This is a genomic window from Rhodanobacter sp. B05 (assembly GCF_002001085.1).
Taxonomy (GTDB): Bacteria; Pseudomonadota; Gammaproteobacteria; order Xanthomonadales; family Rhodanobacteraceae; genus Rhodanobacter.
On the sequence record NZ_MUNU01000014.1, the window covers coordinates 151,117 to 169,896 of the forward strand.

Below are 18,780 nucleotides of genomic sequence, written 5' to 3' on the forward strand. Positions count from 1 at the left end.
ATCAGTCGATCAGACGCGACGGAAGGCCAGCGTGCCGTTGGTGCCGCCGAAGCCGAACGAATTGGAGATCGCCACGTCGAGCTTCGCCTCGCGCGCGGTGTGCGCCACGAAGTCGAGATCGCAGCCTTCGCCCGGCTCGTCCAGGTTGATCGTCGGCGGCAGCACCTGATCGCGCAGCGCCAGGATGCTGAAGATCGCCTCGACACCGCCGGCCGCACCCAGCAGATGGCCGGTGGTCGACTTGGTCGAGCTCATCGCCAGCTTCTTCGCGTGGTCGCCGAACACCTTCTTCGCCGCCATCACCTCGCCCAAGTCGCCCAGCGGGGTGGAGGTGCCATGCGCATTGATGTATTGCACGTCGCCCGGATTGAGGCCGGCGTCGTCCAGTGCGGTCTGGATGCAGCGCGCCGCGCCTTCCCCGCCTTCGCTCGGCGCGGTCATGTGGAACGCATCGCCGCTCATGCCGAAGCCGACCAGCTCGGCGTAGATGCGCGCACCGCGCGCCCTGGCCTGTTCGTACTCTTCCAGCATCAGCACGCCGGCGCCGTCGGACAGCACGAAGCCATCCCGATCCTTGTCCCACGGCCGACTGGCACGGGTCGGCTCGTCGTTGCGGGTGGACATCGCCTTGGCCGAGCAGAAGCCGGCCATCGCGGTGCCGGTGGTGGCGAATTCGGCGCCGCCGGCGATCATCGCGTCGGCATCGCCGTACTGGATCATGCGCGCGGCCAGGCCGATATTGTGCGCACCGGTGGTGCATGCCGTGACGCAGGCAATGTTCGGCCCCTTCAGCCCGAACATGATCGACAGCTGGCCAGAAACCATGTTGATGATCGAGCTGGGCACGTAGAACGGCGACACGCGTCGCGGACCCTTGGCAGCCAATTCCAGCGTGGTCGATTCGATCGTGTACAGGCCGCCGATGCCGGCGCCCACCGCCACGCCGATGCGCGGCGCGTTCGCCTCGGTCACTTCCAGCCCGGAATCACGCAGGGCCTGGGTACCCGCCGCCACACCGTAGTGGATGAACGGGTCCATCTTCTTCACGTCCTTGAGCGGCATCCATTCGGCCGGATCGAAGCCGCTGACCTGACCGGCGATGCGCGTGGAATAGGCCGAGGTATCGAAATGGGTGACCGGGCCGATGCCGCTGATGCCCTTGACCACGCGATCCCAGGCGCTGGCGATGTCGTTGCCGACCGGCGAAATGATGCCCATGCCGGTCACTACTACTCGACGCTTGCTCATGCTTTGTTCCTTCGTGGTTCCTGGTATCCGACGTTGCCGGCGAAGCACAACACGGACTGCAGATACGCAGCCGCACCTGCCCTGGGTGACTTTCGCTCACCATACGGTGTCGGACGTTGCAAAATGCAGAAACGAAAACTGCGCCATACAGGCGCAGCGTCCGGTATCGCCGCACGTTCGGTCTGGCTCGCTCGAGGCGAGCCTGACCGCCGGGGCAATCATCGTGAATCGATCAATCCTTGGAGTGGGCCTTGATGTAGTCGACAGCCTGCTGCACGGTGGTGATCTTCTCGGCGTCTTCGTCGGGAATTTCGGTCTCGAACTCTTCCTCGAGTGCCATCACCAGTTCCACCGTATCCAGCGAGTCCGCGCCCAGATCATCCACGAACGAAGCGTTCGCCGTGACTTCATCTTCCTTCACGCCCAACTGCTCGACGACGATTTTCTTGACGCGCTCTTCGATGGTGCTCATGTTGCCCATACCTCTCAAGGAGTAAATGTTTGTCGGTGCCGGCCCGGCTGGGTGCAAAAGACCGGCGGCATTGTAGTGGCTAAACCTGCGGGCTGCCACGATTCCCGGCGATGGCACGCTGTCCGGGCCGTTGCGCCGAGGCGAAAGCGCAATTGTCGCCTAAAATGAAGCCGCTGGCGACAATTTCCTGCGGGGACCTCACGGCATGTACATACCGCCGTTGACGTGCAGGGTCTCACCGGTGATGTAGGTGGCCGCTGGCGAGGCCAGGAAACCCACCGCCTTCGCGATGTCGGCGACCTCGCCCAGGCGGCCCAGTGCAATCTGGCCCAGCAGGGCCTGCTTCGATTCTTCCGGCAACGCGCGGGTCATGTCGGTGTCGATGAAACCGGGTGCCACCACGTTCACGGTGATGCCGCGGGTACCGATCTCGCGCGCCAGCGATTTGGAGAACGCAATGATCCCGGCCTTGGCGGCCGCATAGTTGGCCTGCCCCGGATTGCCGGTGAGTCCGATCACCGAGGCGATCGAGATGATGCGGCCCTTGCGCGCCTTCATCATGCCGCGCATCACCGCCTTGGAGGTGCGATAGACCGAGGTCAGGTTGGTGTCGATGATCGCCTGCCAGTCCTCTTCCTTCATCCGCATCAGCAACTGGTCGCGGGTGATGCCGGCGTTGTTGACCAGGATCGACACCGCGCCGAACTCTTTCGTGATGCCGTCGATCAAGGCTTCGACTGCCGCGCCATCGGTGACATCCAGCACGCGACCGTGGCCGCCCTGGGCAGCCAGTCGCTCGCCGATCGCGGTGGCACCGCCTTCGCTGGTTGCGGTGCCGATCACGGTGGCACCCATGGCCGCCAGTTCTTCGGCGATCGCCGCGCCGATGCCGCGGCTTGCGCCGGTCACCAGCACGATCTCGCCCTGCAGAGGTTTGCTCATCTGTATCGTTCCTTCCATATCTTGAAATCGTCGAGACTACGCCGACGCCCACGCGGCATACGCTGCATCGAGTTCGACCGGCGTGCCGATCGCGCGCGCCTCGATGCTCTTGTCGATGCGCTTGATCAGCCCGGACAGCACCTTGCCCGGCCCGCACTCGGCGATCCGGACGGTGCCACCCGCGGCCAGCACCTGCACGCATTGGGTCCAGCGGACCGGCAGATACAGCTGCCGCTGCAGCGCACCGCGGATCTCCCCGACGCTGGCGTAACTGCGTGCCTCGGCGTTCTGGATCACCGGAATCGACGGCGGTTGCCAGTCGATCGCCGCCATCCGCTCGCCCAGCCGATCGGCCGCCTCGCGCATCAGGGCGCAATGCGACGGCACCGACACCGCCAGCTTGATCGACTTCTTCACACCCAGTTCGGCCAGCTTCGCCAGCACCCGATCGACCGCCTCGACGTTGCCCGCGATCACCAGCTGGCCCGGCGAATTGAAGTTCGCCGGCGCCACCACCTGTCCCTGCGCCATCTCCTCGCAGACCTTGGCGATCTGCTCGTCGTCGCCGCCCAGAATCGCCGCCATCGCACCGACGCCTGCCGGCACGGCAGCCTGCATCAGGCGGCCGCGCGCGGCCACCAGTGCCGCCGCGTCATGCAGGGACAAGGCGCCGGCGCATACCAGCGCGCTGTACTCGCCGAGGCTGTGGCCGGACAACTGCGCCGGTTGGGCACCGCCAAGTTTCTGCCACACCCGCCATGCCGCCACGCTCGCCGCCAGCAACGCCGGCTGGGTGTTCTCGGTACGGTTGAGCTGGTCTTCGGGCCCCTGCTGGCTCAACGCCCACAAATCGAGCCCTGCGCCCTGCGAAGCCTCGTCAAATACCGCTCGCACCTCCGCATGGGCCGCGCCCAGTTCGGCCAGCATGCCGACCGATTGCGAGCCCTGGCCGGGGAAAACAAAAGCAAGCGTAGGTGAGTCCGGACTCATGGAAGCGCTGATTCCCTGGAAACGAAAGCCATCATGGTGCCATGCATCGCCACCCATACGCAGCGGTATTCGATGTTTCCGGCGCGAAAACGCACGATGCCGCCAACGGCGGCGGCATCGTCTGCCTTGGCCAACCTGCCTGCAGGTCAGTAGCGCAAGAGTGCCGAAGCCCAGGTGAAGCCGCCGCCGAAAGCCTCCAGCAACAGGTTCTGGCCACGCTGCACCTTGCCCGAACGCACCGCGTAGTCCAGCGCCAGTGGCACCGATCCGGAGGACGTATTGGCGTGCTTGTCGACGGTGACGATCACCCGGTCCATCGACATCTTCAGCCGCTTGGCGGTGGCCTCGATGATGCGCAGGTTGGCCTGATGCGGAATCAGCCAGTCGATGTCGGACTCCTGCATGCCTGCCGCCGCCAGGGTTTCGCCGACCAGCGAATCGAGCGTCTTGACCGCGACCTTGAACACTTCCCGGCCAGCCATGCGAATGCGCACACCGTGGTTGGGCTCGTCCTTGAAACCGGCCGACACGCCCACCGGGTTGTACAGCAACTCCTTGTGACCGCCGTCGGCATGCAGGCAGGTGGCATAGATGCCGGGTTCGCTGGACGCCTCCAGCACCACTGCCCCGGCGCCGTCACCGAACAGCACGCAAGTCTCCCGCTCGCTCCAGTCGACCATGCGGGTCAGCGTTTCGGCGCCGATAACCAGCACCTTTTTCGATTGACCACTGCGAATGAACTTGTCCGCCACACCCAGGGCATAGACGAAACCCGAGCACGCCGCATTGACGTCGAACGCGGCACAACCATTGGCGCCGAGCCGGTGCTGCACGAGGCAGGCCGTGGACGGGAAAATGATGTCCGGCGTGGTGGTACCGAGCACGATCAGGTCGAGTTCGGATGCCTTGACGCCAGCCGCTTCCAGCGCGTCCTGCGCCGCGTGGAAGGCGAGGTCGCCGGTGGTTTCGCCGTCGGCGGCGATATGCCGCTGGCGAATGCCGGTGCGCGTGCGGATCCATTCGTCGCTGGTATCGACGATCTTTTCCAGATCGGCATTGGTGACGATGCGCTCGGGCAAGGCACTGCCGGTGGCGATGATGCGGGAGTAGATCTGGGTCATTCGGTTTTCCATCGGCGAAGACTCGGGTCAGCCAGCCGGCTGGCGACCGCAGGTCGTTACGTTACGGTCCGCGTTCCGGAACGCAAAACGGCGCGTCGCCGCGCCGTCTCGCATGATCATCCGGAGGGAACCCCGCAGGGTTCCCGCAACCGGTCAATCCTCGACCGACACTGCGGCCTTGGTCTCGATCACTTTCTTGCCGCGATAGTAGCCGTCCTTCGTGACGTGATGGCGCCGATGCACCTCACCGCTGGTCGGGTCGGTGGACAGCTGCACGGTCTGCAGCGCGTCATGCGCACGGCGCATGCCGCGGGTGGACGGGGTACGGCGGCTCTTGGCAACGGCCATGGTAGTTCTCCAACTGAAACGTGATGGTGAATCGGGATGATCTTGCAACAAACGACCCGGATCGCTCGACCCGGGCCAACGGTTATTTCTTCAGTTCGCGCAACACCGCGAACGGATTCTCGGAGTGTCCCTCGCCAGCGGGATCCTCCGCCAGGTCGTGACCTGTCACTTCATCGGGCAGCCTGCTGTCCGGGTTGACCGGCACCAGCGGCAGCGCCAACAGCAATTCGTCCTCTATCACATCGGCCGGACGCAGGCGGCCATCCTCGGCCACCAGCAACGGTTCGCAATCCGGCGGCAAGCCCGCTTCCTCGCGTTCCTGGGCGATCAGCCCCAGCCGGGTCTGCAGCATCACCGGCAACACGAAAGGCTCAAGCGTACGCTGACAGATCAAGGTCAACGGCGCACTCGCACGAACATCCACGTAGCTCGTACCGAAGCTGTCGCGCCCGAAATCCAGCTCGAAGCTCACCTCGCCATCGGTACTCGCGAGCGCCCCACACAGGCGCCGCAGGCTTGCGATGGCCAGCGTTCCCTCGAACGAACGCCGCGCCGAGACCATGCGCCAAGCGTCCACGGACTCTGGCAGTGTCACGGACATAATCGCGGAATGGTAGGTTTGCCCGGCCGGGAAGTCAACCGGCGAGACGCCGTGCGCCTCGAAACTGCCGCCTCCATCCGGTATTTTGCCTGATCCGTCCCCGATGCGGCAGACTGGATCCTCCGCATCCCGAATCGCTGCCCTTGAACTCCTATCTCACGCTCGGCGTGACCGCCTGTTTCGCGATCCTGATCCTGCTGGCGGGCGGTGCCCTGCTTTTGCGCAGGCGCCAGAACCGTCGCGGCCTCAGCATCCGCAACCTGCTCGACCTCGCGGACCGCCTCGAGACGGATCTGAAAACCTGCCGCTCCGGCCTGCAACAGGCGCACGCGGTGATGTCGCTCAATCCGGACCTGCCTGCCGCCAGCGAGCAGGATGCGCGCCATGCCGTCGATGCCGGCCTGCGCGCCCTGCTGCAGCAACGCCTCTGGATACGCGACCGTTCTGCCGGCGCCAGCCAGCACGACCTCGACGAGACCGCCGCCTCGATGCGCGACGCCCGCGACCGCCTGCAGCCGCTGCTGCAGGCGCTGAGTCAGGCGCAGACCGACCTGAACAGCGCCATGCGTGAGCAGATCCGGCGCGAATCGGACGGTTGACGCCGATGCCGCCCGCTCCGCCGCGCATCGTGTTGGGATCCACCTCGCGCTACCGCGCCGAACTGTTGCGCCGATTGCTGCCGGACTTCGAGCAGGCCGCGCCGAATACCGACGAGTCGCCCCTGCCGAACGAGGCACCAGCCGCACGCGCCCTGCGGCTGGCCATCGCCAAGGCCGAGTCGGCGGCGCGCGGATACGCCGATGCCCTGGTGATCGGCTCCGACCAGGTGGCCGAGGTCGAGGGCCTGATCCTGGACAAGCCGGGCACCCGCGAACGCGCCTGCAGCCAGCTCGCCGCGAGCTCCGGTCGCAGCGTGCATTTTCATACGGCTTTTTGCCTGCTCGACGCCCGCGATGGCCGACGGCAAACCCACGTCGACCACACCCGGGCACGTTTTCGAGCGCTGGAGCCGGCGGAGATCGCGCGTTACGTCGAGCGCGAACAACCGCTCGACTGCGCCGGCAGCTTCAAATGCGAAGGTCTCGGCATCAGTCTGTTCGAGGCGATCGACAGCCAGGATCCGAGCGCCCTGATCGGCCTGCCGCTGATCGCGCTGGCGCGGCTGCTGCGCGAAGCCGGCCTGGACCTGCCGTGATGGACGCCGCTGGCGACCGCTACACTGCCGCTTCACTTGCATGCACGAATCCACCCCGTGATCGAAGGAATCATGTCCGCCATCAGCCAGCCACATGACGAATCCCTGCAGCAGCGACTGGATGCCGCGATCGCCCAGGTCAACCGCGTGTTGCTGGGCAAGCCGCACCAGGTGAAACTCGCCTTCACCTGCCTGATCGCCGGCGGCCATCTGTTGCTCGAAGACGTGCCCGGCGTGGGCAAGACCACGCTGGCGCACGCGCTGGCCGCCACCTTCGCGCTGGACTTCCAGCGCGTGCAGTTCACCAGCGACCTGCTGCCATCGGACATCATCGGTGTCAGCGTGTACGAACGTGAGACCGGACAGTTCCGCTTCCATCCCGGGCCGATCTTCACCGGCCTGCTGCTGGCCGACGAGATCAACCGCGCCAGTCCGAAGACGCAAAGCGCCCTGCTCGAGGCGATGGCCGAGAACCAGGTCACGATGGATGGCCAGACCCATCTGCTGGCACAGCCATTCTTCGTCGTCGCCACGCAGAATCCACTCGATCTCAACGGCACGTTTCCGTTGCCTGATTCGCAACTGGACCGCTTCATGCTGCGCCTGTCGCTGGACTATCCGGATGCCAGCGCCGAACGTGCCCTGCTGACCGGCAGCGATCGCCGCGACCTGCTGGCCCAGCTCGTGCCGCAACTGGATGCAGCGGCCCTGCTCGCCCTGCATGGCCAGGCGCAATCGATCACCGCCAGCACCGCCCTGCTCGACTACCTGCAGGCGCTGCTCGCGGCCAGTCGGCGGCATGCCGACATCCGCGCCGGCCTGTCGCCGCGCGCGGGGCTGGCCCTGCTGGGTGCCGCCCGCGCCTGGGCCATGCTCAGCGGTCGCCGTCACGTGCTGCCGGAAGACATCCAGGCACTGTTCGTCCCGCTGGCCGCCCACCGCCTGCTGCCCGCGCGTGGCGCCCGTGGCGACACCCTCGCACGCCAGTTGCTGACCGAGGTGGCGGTGGACTGATGCGCGGACTGCCGCAACGCCTGCAAGGCTGGGCCGAACAGCGGTTGCCGGCGCTCACCCGCTACCGGCGCCCCGAAGACTTGCCGATCGAGCTGCACCGGCACCGCATCTATATCGTGCCCACCGGTTTCGGCCTTGGCTTCTCGGCGCTGCTGCTGGTGATGCTGGTCGGCGCGCTGAATTACAACAACAATTCTGCGCTGCTGCTCACCTGCCTGCTTGGCGCCGCGAGCGCCGCCAGCATGCTGGTGGCGTTTCGCAGTCTCGACGGCCTGCGCCTCGAACAGGTCCGTGCCGGCCATGCCACGGCCGGCGGGTCGATCGAACTCACCTTCACGCTGCAGTCCGGCCGGCCGCGCAGCGCGATCCGGCTGGATCTGGGCAACGCCTCCGCGTCGTTCGCGCTGGAGGGTCATGACGCCGCGCTGGTCAAGCTGGCACTCCCCACCGAAGTTCGCGGCTGGCAGGCGTTGCCGCGGCTGCGGCTGTGGAGCAGCTGGCCGCTGGGCATGTTTCGCGCCTGGAGCTGGCTGCATCCCACGCAGTCGGTACTGGTGTGGCCACGACCGGAAATGGCTGGACCCGCACCAAGCGCCGCGGCCGACGACGCCCGTCACATGCGGCTGCACCGCGGCGAGGAGCTGGCTGCGCTGCGCGCCTACCAGGCCGGCGATCCGCAGCGACACGTCGCGTGGAAAGCCAGCGCCCGCCACGACAACCTGCTGGTGAAGGATTTCGAACAACCGCAGAACCAGCCGCAATGGCAGCTCGACTGGCGCCAGTTGCGCGGCATGGACAATGAGGCACGCATCGCACGGCTGGCGCGCTGGTTGAACGAGGCACAACAGCACCGCCGCAGCTTCAGCCTGTGGTTGCCCGGCAACGAGATCGGCAGCGGCAGCGGCGCGCTGCACTACGCCCGCTGCATGGACGCGCTGGCGTGCCTGCCATGAGCCAGCGTCCGGCTCGCCCCGTCCCGGTCGCGGCGGTCGGACAGCGCAGCTTCGACCTGTTGGGCCTGGGCATGGCCTTCGTGCTGGCCGTGAATGCCGCACACCTGCCGTGGTGGCTCAGCCTGGCGCTGGCGTTCGCGCTTGGCTGGCGCTGGTGGCAGCGACGGCAACGAGCCGGCCGCGTCCCGGGCTGGATCAAGTTGCCGCTGCTGGCCCTGCTCACCCTGGCCGTGATCGTGCACTACGGCAACCTGTTCGGGCGCGCACCGGGCACCGCGCTGGCGATCGGCTTGTTGATCCTCAAGCTGCTGGAAACCGAGAGCCACCGCGATGTACGGGTCGGGGTCGGCTTCACCTGTTTCACGCTGATGACCGCCCTGTTGTTCGACCAGGGGATGGTCAGCACCGTGGTGGTCGCGCTTGGCCTGCTGCCGGCGCTGGCGACGCTGCGCGCACTGGAGCCCGCGCAGGCTCCGGCTAGCGTCCCGCGCAGCCTGCTGTCGCCGCTCGCGCTGCTGGTGGCTGCGCTGCCGCTGGCCCTGCTGGCATTCCTGCTGGTCCCACGGCTCAGCTCGCCCTTGTGGGGCGCGCCGTCCCGCGACCAGGCGCGCAGCGGACTCAGCGACCGCATGAGTCCGGGCGGCTTCACCGAGCTGCTCACCGACGACCATCCCGCCATGCGGGTCAGTTTCGACGGCGCGCCGCCCCCGCCCGACCAGCGCTATTTCCGGGCCTATGTGATGGCCCGCTATGACGGTGTCGGCTGGAGCTACCGCGACGTGGCCAACCTGCCACCGGCAGCGCTGGATGTTGCGCAAGCCGTGAAGTACCGGATCACGCTGCTGCCCACGCATCGACACGTGCTGCCCACGCTGGACGTGCCGATCGACGCGCCTGCGGGTGCATCGATGCGTCGGGATCGCGTGGTAATGGCAGCCAGGCCGGTCGACGACGCACTCACCTACACGCTGAGTTCCGCCACGCAATACCAGCTCGAACCCGGACTCGACGAACATCAGCGCCGCTGGCTGCAGCTGCCCGCCGGCTTCAATCCGCGCACGCTCGCCCTGGGTCAGTCATGGCGCCAGCGCTACGGCAACGACGATGCGGCGATCGTGCGGGCTGCGCTGGCCCTGTTCCATGACGGCGGGTTCCGCTACACCCTGGCGCCGGCGCCGCTGGGTCGCGACGCGATGGACGATTTCCTGTTCGATACGCGGGAAGGCTTCTGCGAGCACTACTCGTCGGCGTTCACCGTGCTGATGCGCGCCGCGGGCATCCGCGCGCGCGTGGTCACCGGCTACCAGGGCGGTTACTGGAACAAGCTGGGCGACTACCTGCTGGTGCGCAACTCCGACGCCCACGCCTGGAGCGAAGTGTGGCTGGCCGGGCGTGGCTGGGTGCGGGTCGATCCCACCGCCGCGGTGCGACCGGAGCGGGTCAGCCTGGGAGCGGCGGTAGCCGCTGGCGACCAGCTGGACTGGTACCACGGCGACTGGCTGCAGGGTTTCAGGAATCGCTGGGATATTGTCAACCGATGGTGGGACCAGGCCGTTACCGGATTTGATGCGCTGCGCCAGCGCAGCCTGTTGACGCCGTTCGGCATCCGCGACACCGATACGACGACCCTCGGCGTGCTGCTTGCCATCGGCACGACGTTGTTCATCGCGATCGGGTTGGCCTGGGCGCTGCTGCGGAGGCAGTCACGTGATCCGCTGCGCGAGGCGCTGCGTGAACTGGAACGCAAGCTGGCCCACCAACGTATTGCGCGCCGCGTGGGAGAGGGTCCGCAGCACTACCTGAGCCGTGCCGCGCGCACCCTGCCATCGCAGCGCGAAGAACTGATGAAATTGACGAAGTGCTACCTGGACCTGCGTTACGCTCATGACGAACCGCCGACTGAATCGGTCCATGCATTTCGGCGCGCCGTGCGGGATTTTCGGGCGAAGAACGTGGTCCAATGAACTTCAACGCGATGGCGAACGCCATCGATCTGACGGAGAAACCCTCATGTCCCTGTACCGCCCGCTCACTCTCGTCGCTGCCATCGCCGTGCTGGGCGGCTGCGCGACGATTCCCCAACCGCTGCAAGGCAACTACGCCAGCGTCTCCACCACCGGCGCGCAGGACGGCGGCGCCGGCGGCACCCAGGTGCGCTGGGGTGGCGAGATCATCAAGACCGAACCCGGCCCGCAGGAAACCTGTTTCTACGTGCTTTCACGCCCGCTGGACAGCCAGGCCCGGCCCACGTCGGGCAATGCCGGTGAAAACGCCGGGCGTTTCGTCGCCTGCCATACCGGCTTCTACGACCCGGAGGTGTTCACCCGCGGGCGCGAGTTGACCGTGACCGGCACGCTGCATGGCACCGTGTCCAGGAAGGTCGGCGACTACGACTACGCCTACCCGCGCGTCGAGGCCAACGTGGTCTACCTGTGGCCCAAGCGCCAGCGCTACGACGCCTATCCGCCGGGTTACTACGATCCGTTCTGGGGTCCGGGCTTCGGCCCGTACTGGGGCGGTCCCTGGGGCTATGGTGGGTACTGGGGTGGTCCGCGGGTGATCGTGGTGCGTCCGCCGCCACCGCCACCGCCGAAGAGGTAACCAGATGCAAGAACGCCGGCTTCACGCCGGCGTTCTTGCATTCGTCGGGCCCCTCGCGTTCAACCAGGTGGCCAGTGCAGGCGGCGACCGGCCAGCAGATGGACATGCAGGTGAAACACCGTCTGCCCGCCATCCTCGTTGCAGTTGATCACGGTGCGGTAACCCTGTTCCGCGAAGCCTTCCCGCCGGGCGTAATCCGCCGCCGCCAGCAACAGTTTGCCGAGCAATTCGGCGTGGCTCGCCGTGGCATCGTTCAGCGTGGCCAGCGGCTGCTTCGGGATGAACAGCACATGCACGGGAGCCTGCGGATTGAGGTCGCGAAACGCCAGTACGTCATCGTTCTCGTAGACGATGTCGGCGGGAATCTCGTGCCGGATGATCTTGCTGAAGATGGTTTCGCTCATTGCCTGCTCCCGTGGGAATCCGATGCCGATGATTCAATCCAGCGTCTGCCTGCCGCCGAACGCGTGCGCCAGCGTGCTGCGGTCGACGTACTCCAGTTCGCCGCCCAGCGGAACGCCATGCGCCAGCCGGGTCGGTCGAACTCCACCGGCACGCGCCAGCTGGGCCAGATAGTGCGCGGTCGCGTCGCCCTCCACCGTGGGGTTGGTGGCAATGATCAACTCCTCGACTTCGCCCTCGCCGAGGCGCCGGGTCAGCTGTGCCAGTCCCAGTTCCTCGGGCCCCAGCCCATCCAGCGGCGACAGGCGGCCCATCAGCACGAAGTACTGGCCACGGTAGCCGGTGGCCTGCTCGATCGCCGCCAGTTCGGTCGGCGACTCCACCACGCACAACACCTGGCGGTCGCGACTGCCGCTGGCACACAGTGCGCATAACGGATCCTCGCTGAAATTGCGACAGCGCTCGCAATGGCCGATCCGCTCCATCGCCTGCGCCATCACGCTGGCAAGTTTCAAGCCGCGCTCGCGCTCGCGCTCCAGCAGATGGAACGCCATCCGCTGCGCGCTCTTGCCGCCCACGCCGGGCAGACAGCGCAGCGCTTCGATCAGTTCGGCGAGAAGTGGGGAGCCGGATGCCATGGATGATTCGAGTAGTGAGTGAAGAGGAGTGAGGAGTGAAAGAAGAGCGGCGGGCGGATGCTCTCTCGCTCCTTTCCTCTCACTCCTGCTTTCAGAACGGCATCTTGAAGCCGGCCGGCAGGTTCATCCCGGCGGTGACGCCACCGAGCTTGTCCTTGCTGAGCTGGGCCACCTTGTTCACCGCGTCGTTGACGGCGGCGGCGATCAGATCCTCGGCCATCTCGGGATCGTCGGCGAAGGTCTGCCGATCGATCTGCACCCGACGCACTTCGTGGGCACCCGTCATCACCACGCTGACCAGACCGCCACCGGCGCTGCCGGTGACTTCGAGCCTGGCGATTTCCTCCTGCGCGCGCTTCATGTCTTCCTGCATGCGCTGGGCCTGCTGCATCAACTGACCGATCTGTCCTCTCATCACATGGCTCCGGGTTCATTGCCCAAGGTTTGATTGTCCAGGGGTTTGACGGATTGCGGCACGACGCGCGCGCCGAAATCGCGTTTCAGGGTCTGCACCAGCGGATCGTCTTCGATCGCCTGCTCGGCGGCCGCCTGTGCGCTGTCGCGCACCTGCGCGGCGCGCGCGGCCGGGGTCTGGGTTGTCGCTGCGGCCTGGTTCTGGCTGACGAAACGCAGGCGGATGCGCTCGCCCAGCGCCTCGCCGATGCGCTCTTCCATCTGGCTGACCATCGGCTCTACCGCCATGCCCATGTGGGTCGGCTGCAACGCCAGCACCAGGGTCTGGCCGTCACGCTCGCGCAGCACGGCATTCTGCGCCAGCACGCTGAACGGACCGCGCAGGCCGGCCCGCTCGATCAGGGCCTCCCAATCCGGCAGGCCCTGGGCATCCCGGGCGATCGGCGCAGACGCGGAGCTGTCCCGCGTGGCTGCGGCAGGCTGCACTGCGGGCGTCTGCTGACGTGGCGGCGTGGCTTGTGCCTTGACGGGCGAGACATCCGTGGAGGTTGCGCGGGATGGCGAGCTCGCCTGCGCATGGCTCGCAGGCACTGGTCGCGCGGCACGATCTGCCGGAACGGCATCGCCCGGACGGAACGCCAGCATGCGCAACAACGCCATCTCGAAGCCGGTGCGCGCATCCGGCGCCAGCATGAGATCACGTCGACCCGCGGTGGCGATCTGGTAATACAACTGCACGTCTTCCGCCGGGATACGCTCGGCGAGTGCCGGCAGCGCGGCATCGTCGTCGCCCTCCTGCTCGGGCCGATATCCCGGTACCAGCTGGATCAACTGCAGCCGGTGCAGCACGCTGGCAATGTCGTCCAGCACGCCGCCGAAATCCGGCGAATACGAGGCAATCCGGGCGCATTCGGCGAGCAATCGATCGCCGTCGCCGTCGGCCAACGCGTCGAGCACGCCAAGCACCTGCCCGCGCGCCACGCTGCCCAGCATCGTGCGCACGTCGTCCGCGTGCAGTGCGCCGCCGCCGTAGGCGATGGCCTGGTCCAGCAGGGACAAGCCGTCGCGCAGCGAGCCGTCGGCCGCGCGGGCCAGCTCGCCGATCGCGCTGTCCTCGTAACTGATGTTCTCTGCAGCGAGGATGTGCCGCATCTGGCCGGAGATCTGCTCGGGCAGCAGACGCTTCAGGTTGAACTTCAGGCAGCGCGACAGCACCGTCACCGGCAGCTTCTGCGGGTCGGTGGTGGCGAGCAGGAATTTCACGTGCGGCGGCGGCTCTTCCAGCGTCTTCAGCAATGCGTTGAACGCGTTCTTCGACAGCATGTGCACCTCGTCGACCAGGTACACCTTGAAGCGTCCGCGCGACGGCGCGTACTGCGCGTTCTCGATCACCTCGCGCACGTCGTCCACGCCAGTGTTGCTGGCCGCGTCGATTTCCAGCAGGTCGACGAAACGGCCTTCGTCCACCGCCGTGCACACCGAGCACTCGCCACAGGGATCGGCCGACTGCCCGCGTTCGCAGTTCAGCGACTTGGCAAAGATGCGCGCAATCGTGGTCTTGCCGACGCCGCGAGTGCCGGTGAACAGGTAGGCGTGATGCATGCGCCCGGTATCCAGCGCATTGGTCAGTGCGCGCACCACGTGTTCCTGCCCCACCAGTTCGGCGAACTTGCGCGGGCGCCACTTGCGGGCGAGTACTTGATAGGACATGGCTGCCAACGTTGGGGCAAAGACCGATTGTGCCAAGTCGGCGCACGCAAGTCAGTAAACGGTACGTCCCAAATGGCGGCGGCCCCGCCAGCCACACCCCGGCACCCGAATCATTCGCTACCGTTGCTTCCTTCCGGACCTGGCGGAGTTTGCGAACTATCGTCGCGGGGGGACCGACGGGGCCACCATGGACGTCAAGCGCTGGCGCTTGGTTATTTTGCTGTTGCGCCGGCTGTTGAGGCCGTCGCATGACTCAAATTCTGGCGGAGAGAGCGGGATTGCTCGGCCCTTCCTGGACCTCGCCCCTCGCTCCACGAGGGGCCAGCCTGCGGCTGTCCAAATTCGTTCCAGACGAATTTGTCGAACCTCAGTTTGCGTCGTACGGCTTCACTCACTGGCGGAGAGAGCGGGATTCGAACCCGCGATAGGTTTTACCCTATACACACTTTCCAGGCGTGCTCCTTCAACCACTCGGACACCTCTCCGCATGGGTGAAACCGCCTTTGCCGGGAAGTCGCTGCCCGACAAAGAAGCGGAAGGATAGCTGCCGGCCCGGATACAGGCAAGCAAACCATGTCGAATTCAACCGGCATCAGCGCGCGGTATCGAAGGGACTGTCAGCGCGACTCGCTCGCCCATGCTGACGACACGGTAGCCGCGGGCGGCCAGCGCAGCGCCATCATCTGCGCTGCCGTAGTGATACAGCAGCAGTTGCGCGCGCAGGCTGTCCGGGTATTCGCGCTCGATGTCGTCGATGCCGGTGTGCGAGGGGTTGCCGGCCACGCTGCAGTCGTGTGCGATCACCATGTTGCCGCCGCCATATCGCGCAAGCACCTCGGGGATCGGCCGGGTGTCGCCGGTGAAGGCGAAACTTCCTTCCAGGGCCAACCCGTAGGACGTGCCCGGTGCGTGGTGCCGGGTGGCGAAGATGTCGAACCAGAAACCGTCCAGCCAGAAACCACGCGTGCATGGCACCAGGCGGAATGCCTCCCAGAAGTTCACGCCGCCTTCGGCCAGCGCACCGGGATAGTCGGCCACCCGCGCCTGCAACCACGGAATCAGCGCCGCATGGGCAAACAATCGAGTGCTGCCGCGGCGCGCGGGGTCGAACCACAGTTTGAAGAACAGTTGCTCCAGCCCGGCCACGTGATCCATGTGGGTATGGGTGATGAACAAGGCAGACGGCAGCGCGCCATACGCCGCCAGGTAACGATCGAGCGTATCCGGGCCGCAGTCGATCAGCAGGACCGGCTGGCCGTCACGTTCCAGCACCGCCGATGACGAACCGAGGGCTGTGGCATGTGCCGCGCCTACACCGAGAAAATGCAGAGACCAGTTCATGACGTCAGTGTGCGCTCATAGCGATGCAGCAGTGGTTGCCAGATCCTGCTTTCGAACGCCGCCTCGCCTTCGCCGGCGGCGCCGAGCTTGAGCAACGATCGACGCAGGCGTTGCAGGTTGGCTCGCTGCCATGCTGACGCCGGTTTGCGCTGCCGACCGCGATCGAAGTCGATCAGGTGCAGGCCACGCGGCGACACCAGGACATTGTGTGCATTCAGATCCGCATGCCAGATGCGGGCACGGTGAAAGCGTCCGATCACCGCCCCGACGCTCCCGGCCAGTTCGCCATTGAGGCGCCCCAAAGCCAGGCAGTCGGCCAGAGTTTGCGCGTCGGCGATGCGACGGGTGATCAGGTCGGCGCGATAGAACAGTCCATGCCGGCTGTAGCGCGCCGCGAGCGGCAGCGGGCCGGGCAGCCCCAGTCGGGTGATTTCGGCGAGCAGCCGGAACTCCATGAACGGGCGGGTCCGGTTTGCGCCAGTCCAGACATAGCGATCGCCCATCAGCGCCTTGACCAGGCCGCCACGCCGATAATGGCGCAACACGCAATCGCCCAGCGGGCTTTCGATGATCGCCACGCCACCGCGACCACCGGCCTGCACGCGCAAGGCATTGCGCTCACGCCAGTAATCCGGCGCAAACCAGTCCTGCTCGACTTGTGGCGACGCCGCCGCGTCGCACAGAATCGCGCCTCGGGCGTCTCGCTGCATGCGTTCGTGCATCATCATGCCTGGTGACCGACCACGGATTCTAACCCAGGCCATGCCTCATCCTTCCTCAATCTGCCTGCTGCGCGCCTCCGCCATCGGCGATGTCACCCATGTGGTGCCGCTGCTGCGCACCCTGCAACAGGCATGGCCGCAGGCATCGCTGACCTGGATCGTCGGCAAACTCGAGCGCAAGCTGGTCGGCGACCTGCCCGGGGTGGAATTCGTCACCTTCGACAAGGCAGCCGGATGGCGCGGCATGCGCGCGGTGCACACCGCCCTGCGCGGGCGGCGCTTCGATGCCCTGCTGCAGATGCAGGTGGCGATGCGTTCGAACCTGCTGAGCCTGGGCATCAAGGCCGATCGCCGCATCGGCTACGACCATGCCCGCGCCAGGGATCTGCACGGCCTGGTGATCAACGAACGCATCCCGGCACGCAGCGGCGAACACGTGCTTGACGCGATCGGCAGTTTTTGCGAGCCGATGGGCCTGAAGCAGACGGGCGTACGCTGGGATATCCCCATTCCCGACGAGGCGCACGCCTGGGCCGCCGAACAGCTGCCCGGCGACACGCCCACCTTGCTGGTCAGCCCCGCGTCCAGCCATGCGCTGCGCAACTGGCGACCCGAACGCTATGCCGCGGTGATGGATCATGCCGCCGCCCGTGGCTGGCGGGTGGTGCTGATCGGTGGCCCGTCGGCGGTCGAGCGGGCGATGGCCGACGCGGTGCTGGCGGCCTGTCGACACCAGCCGCTCGACCTCACCGGCAGGGACACGCTGAAGAAACTGATGGCGATGTTCACGCGCGCGCAACTGTTGCTGAGTCCCGACTCGGGACCGATGCACATGGCCAACAGCGTCGGCATGCGTGTACTCGGCCTGCATGCCGCCAGCAACCCGGATCGCTCCGGCCCCTACTCCGACCGGCGCTGGTGCGTGGACAAGTACGACGCGGCTGCCCGTCAGTACCTGGGCAAGCCGGCCAGCGCGATTCCCTGGGGCAGCAAGATCGAGAAGCCCGGGGTGATGGATCTGATCGGGGTCGATGACGTGATCGATCGCTATGAAGCCGCCGCGCGTGACATGCAGCTGACATGAAGCTCTGGCGGCAAGCCGGGGATCGCGCGCGACGGCTCAGCCCTTGCCGCCGGGCACGCGCAGGCCGGGGCGCTGCCGCGCCAACTTGCGCAACAGTTCGGCGAACGCCTGCAGATCCGCGTGCCATGGCGAGGCATCGCGCCAGTACAGCGCGATCTCGCGGCCGCTCGCCGGCCCCTTGAGCTTCGCCAGCACGATGCCGGGCATCGAGGCCAATCGCTCATGCGCCAGCGCGGGAACCAGCGCATAACCGCCGCGCAGGCTGACCAGGGCGGCCAGGCTTTCCAGGCTGACATCCTGCACGTGGCCGTGTTCGTTGCCATCCAGCCCGTCCGCATGGCTTTCCGCCATCAGGGTGGCGTCAGCGGGATCGAGCTGATCCAGCCCGATGCTGCGTCGACCGGCGAGCGGATGGTCCGCGCGCAGCATCAGTTCCCACGGTTCGAAGAACAGCGGACGCGAGGCAACCCCGCTGACGGTTGCCGCAGGAGGCGCCAACACGGCGTCCAGTTCGCCCTCGTGCAGTCGACGCAGCAGGCCACGCGGCTTGCCTTCGGAAATGCCCAGCCGCGCTTCCGGGAAATGCTGCGGAAATGGTGCAATCAGATGCGGCAGCAGATACGGCCCCAACGACGCCGGCACGCCCAGCCGCAGCTCGCCGCCGAACGCCACCGCACCGGCACGCGCAACCTGCTGCAGGTGTTCGCCGGCAGCGAGCACGGCGTCGATCTGTTGCAGCAAACGCTGGCCACCAGCGGTTGGCACGATGCTGCGCCCGCCGCGTTCGAACAGCGGCGCACCCAGCGCCTGCTCTACCTTCTGCACCTGATGCGAGAGCCCGGAAGGACTGATATGCATGGCCCGCGCCGCGCTGTTGAAACTGCCGTGGCGCTGCACCGCCTGCACCAGCGCGAGGTCGCGCAGCGAGACGGCGGCAAGGGTGGTCGAAATCATCGAACGCTGCATGTCATCAAAGGCGTTTGT

The 18,780-nt window shown here is 66.6% G+C and carries 21 protein-coding genes, 1 tRNA gene and 1 other RNA gene; 7 read left to right on the top strand and 16 right to left on the bottom strand.

Translation table 11 applies throughout. From position 1 onward, the window contains the following. Positions 1 to 9 precede the first annotated feature (9 nt). From fabF to B0E47_RS08155, 7 genes are all read right to left on the bottom strand, one after another. Positions 10 to 1,248 carry a beta-ketoacyl-ACP synthase II gene (fabF, locus tag B0E47_RS08125; protein WP_077513529.1) on the bottom strand — a complete coding sequence of 413 codons (1,239 nt, stop codon included), beginning with the start codon at positions 1,246 to 1,248 and terminating at the stop codon, positions 10 to 12. A gap of 232 nt (positions 1,249 to 1,480) precedes the next feature. Next, positions 1,481 to 1,720, bottom strand: a complete 240-nt coding sequence (gene acpP, locus B0E47_RS08130; protein WP_007513179.1) for an acyl carrier protein — start codon at positions 1,718 to 1,720, stop codon at positions 1,481 to 1,483. Between the two features lie 198 nt (positions 1,721 to 1,918). After that, the gene (fabG, locus tag B0E47_RS08135) at positions 1,919 to 2,662 is read right to left on the bottom strand and encodes a 3-oxoacyl-ACP reductase FabG (RefSeq protein ID WP_077513531.1); all 744 of its coding nucleotides are present in this window, start codon (positions 2,660 to 2,662) and stop codon (positions 1,919 to 1,921) included. A gap of 36 nt (positions 2,663 to 2,698) precedes the next feature. Further along, the gene (gene fabD, locus B0E47_RS08140; RefSeq protein WP_077513771.1) at positions 2,699 to 3,652 is read right to left on the bottom strand and encodes an ACP S-malonyltransferase; all 954 of its coding nucleotides are present in this window, start codon (positions 3,650 to 3,652) and stop codon (positions 2,699 to 2,701) included. Between the two features lie 146 nt (positions 3,653 to 3,798). Further along, complete coding sequence (locus B0E47_RS08145; RefSeq protein ID WP_077513533.1) at positions 3,799 to 4,773, bottom strand: beta-ketoacyl-ACP synthase III; 975 nt, start codon at positions 4,771 to 4,773, stop codon at positions 3,799 to 3,801. A 153-nt stretch (positions 4,774 to 4,926) separates the two neighbouring features. Further along, a complete protein-coding gene (rpmF, locus tag B0E47_RS08150; RefSeq protein ID WP_077513534.1) occupies positions 4,927 to 5,121 on the bottom strand; it encodes a 50S ribosomal protein L32 in 195 nt (64 codons plus the stop codon). 82 nt (positions 5,122 to 5,203) lie between these two features. After that, positions 5,204 to 5,683 carry a YceD family protein gene (locus B0E47_RS08155; protein WP_139351404.1) on the bottom strand — a complete coding sequence of 160 codons (480 nt, stop codon included), beginning with the start codon at positions 5,681 to 5,683 and terminating at the stop codon, positions 5,204 to 5,206. A gap of 182 nt (positions 5,684 to 5,865) precedes the next feature. Between B0E47_RS08155 and B0E47_RS08160 the strand changes: the two genes are divergently transcribed. The 6 genes from B0E47_RS08160 to B0E47_RS08185 all read left to right on the top strand — a co-directional run bounded on the left by B0E47_RS08160 (position 5,866) and on the right by B0E47_RS08185 (position 11,485). After that, positions 5,866 to 6,321, top strand: a complete 456-nt coding sequence (locus B0E47_RS08160; protein ID WP_077513538.1) for a hypothetical protein — start codon at positions 5,866 to 5,868, stop codon at positions 6,319 to 6,321. 5 nt (positions 6,322 to 6,326) lie between these two features. Next, complete coding sequence (locus B0E47_RS08165; protein ID WP_077513540.1) at positions 6,327 to 6,917, top strand: Maf family nucleotide pyrophosphatase; 591 nt, start codon at positions 6,327 to 6,329, stop codon at positions 6,915 to 6,917. Positions 6,918 to 6,989: 72 nt separating this feature from the next. Next, complete coding sequence (locus B0E47_RS08170) at positions 6,990 to 7,931, top strand: MoxR family ATPase (protein WP_077513773.1); 942 nt, start codon at positions 6,990 to 6,992, stop codon at positions 7,929 to 7,931. Further along, positions 7,931 to 8,884: a DUF58 domain-containing protein gene (locus B0E47_RS08175; protein WP_077513541.1), complete on the top strand. Its 954-nt coding sequence runs from the start codon at positions 7,931 to 7,933 to the stop codon at positions 8,882 to 8,884. The genes B0E47_RS08170 and B0E47_RS08175 overlap by 1 nt, the downstream gene beginning before the upstream one ends. Next, a complete protein-coding gene (locus tag B0E47_RS08180; RefSeq protein ID WP_077513543.1) occupies positions 8,881 to 10,848 on the top strand; it encodes a DUF3488 and transglutaminase-like domain-containing protein in 1,968 nt (655 codons plus the stop codon). Before B0E47_RS08175 ends, B0E47_RS08180 begins: the two co-directional genes overlap by 4 nt. A gap of 46 nt (positions 10,849 to 10,894) precedes the next feature. Beyond that, positions 10,895 to 11,485 carry a Slp family lipoprotein gene (locus tag B0E47_RS08185; RefSeq protein ID WP_077513545.1) on the top strand — a complete coding sequence of 197 codons (591 nt, stop codon included), beginning with the start codon at positions 10,895 to 10,897 and terminating at the stop codon, positions 11,483 to 11,485. A 59-nt stretch (positions 11,486 to 11,544) separates the two neighbouring features. On the opposite strand, the gene B0E47_RS08190 is transcribed toward B0E47_RS08185, so the two are convergent. The 8 genes from B0E47_RS08190 to B0E47_RS08225 form a co-directional block, all read right to left on the bottom strand. After that, entirely contained in the window at positions 11,545 to 11,889 is a 345-nt protein-coding gene (locus B0E47_RS08190; protein WP_077513547.1) for a histidine triad nucleotide-binding protein, read from the bottom strand. Between the two features lie 33 nt (positions 11,890 to 11,922). Further along, positions 11,923 to 12,525, bottom strand: a complete 603-nt coding sequence (recR, locus tag B0E47_RS08195; RefSeq protein WP_077513548.1) for a recombination mediator RecR — start codon at positions 12,523 to 12,525, stop codon at positions 11,923 to 11,925. A 91-nt stretch (positions 12,526 to 12,616) separates the two neighbouring features. Further along, positions 12,617 to 12,940, bottom strand: a complete 324-nt coding sequence (locus B0E47_RS08200) for a YbaB/EbfC family nucleoid-associated protein (RefSeq protein WP_077513550.1) — start codon at positions 12,938 to 12,940, stop codon at positions 12,617 to 12,619. Then, positions 12,940 to 14,649 (bottom strand): DNA polymerase III subunit gamma/tau, encoded by a 1,710-nt coding sequence (gene dnaX, locus B0E47_RS08205; RefSeq protein WP_077513552.1) that lies wholly within the window; start codon positions 14,647 to 14,649, stop codon positions 12,940 to 12,942. The genes B0E47_RS08200 and dnaX overlap by 1 nt, the downstream gene beginning before the upstream one ends. Positions 14,650 to 14,731: 82 nt before the next feature. Beyond that, an RNA gene (gene ffs, locus B0E47_RS08210) (signal recognition particle sRNA small type) lies at positions 14,732 to 14,828 on the bottom strand. A gap of 216 nt (positions 14,829 to 15,044) precedes the next feature. Beyond that, positions 15,045 to 15,134: transfer RNA gene (locus B0E47_RS08215), tRNA-Ser, on the bottom strand. A gap of 97 nt (positions 15,135 to 15,231) precedes the next feature. Continuing rightward, on the bottom strand, positions 15,232 to 15,990 hold the full coding sequence (locus B0E47_RS08220; RefSeq protein WP_077513553.1) for an MBL fold metallo-hydrolase: 759 nt from the start codon (positions 15,988 to 15,990) through the stop codon (positions 15,232 to 15,234). Next, complete coding sequence (locus B0E47_RS08225; RefSeq protein ID WP_077513554.1) at positions 15,987 to 16,718, bottom strand: 3-deoxy-D-manno-octulosonic acid kinase; 732 nt, start codon at positions 16,716 to 16,718, stop codon at positions 15,987 to 15,989. The genes B0E47_RS08220 and B0E47_RS08225 overlap by 4 nt, the downstream gene beginning before the upstream one ends. A 34-nt stretch (positions 16,719 to 16,752) precedes the next feature. Between B0E47_RS08225 and B0E47_RS08230 the strand changes: the two genes are divergently transcribed. Then, the gene (locus B0E47_RS08230) at positions 16,753 to 17,796 is read left to right on the top strand and encodes a glycosyltransferase family 9 protein (RefSeq protein WP_077513556.1); all 1,044 of its coding nucleotides are present in this window, start codon (positions 16,753 to 16,755) and stop codon (positions 17,794 to 17,796) included. 36 nt (positions 17,797 to 17,832) lie between these two features. Here the strand turns inward: B0E47_RS08230 and B0E47_RS08235 are convergent, their stop codons facing one another. Then, complete coding sequence (locus B0E47_RS08235) at positions 17,833 to 18,762, bottom strand: LysR family transcriptional regulator (RefSeq protein WP_077513558.1); 930 nt, start codon at positions 18,760 to 18,762, stop codon at positions 17,833 to 17,835. Positions 18,763 to 18,780 lie beyond the last annotated feature (18 nt).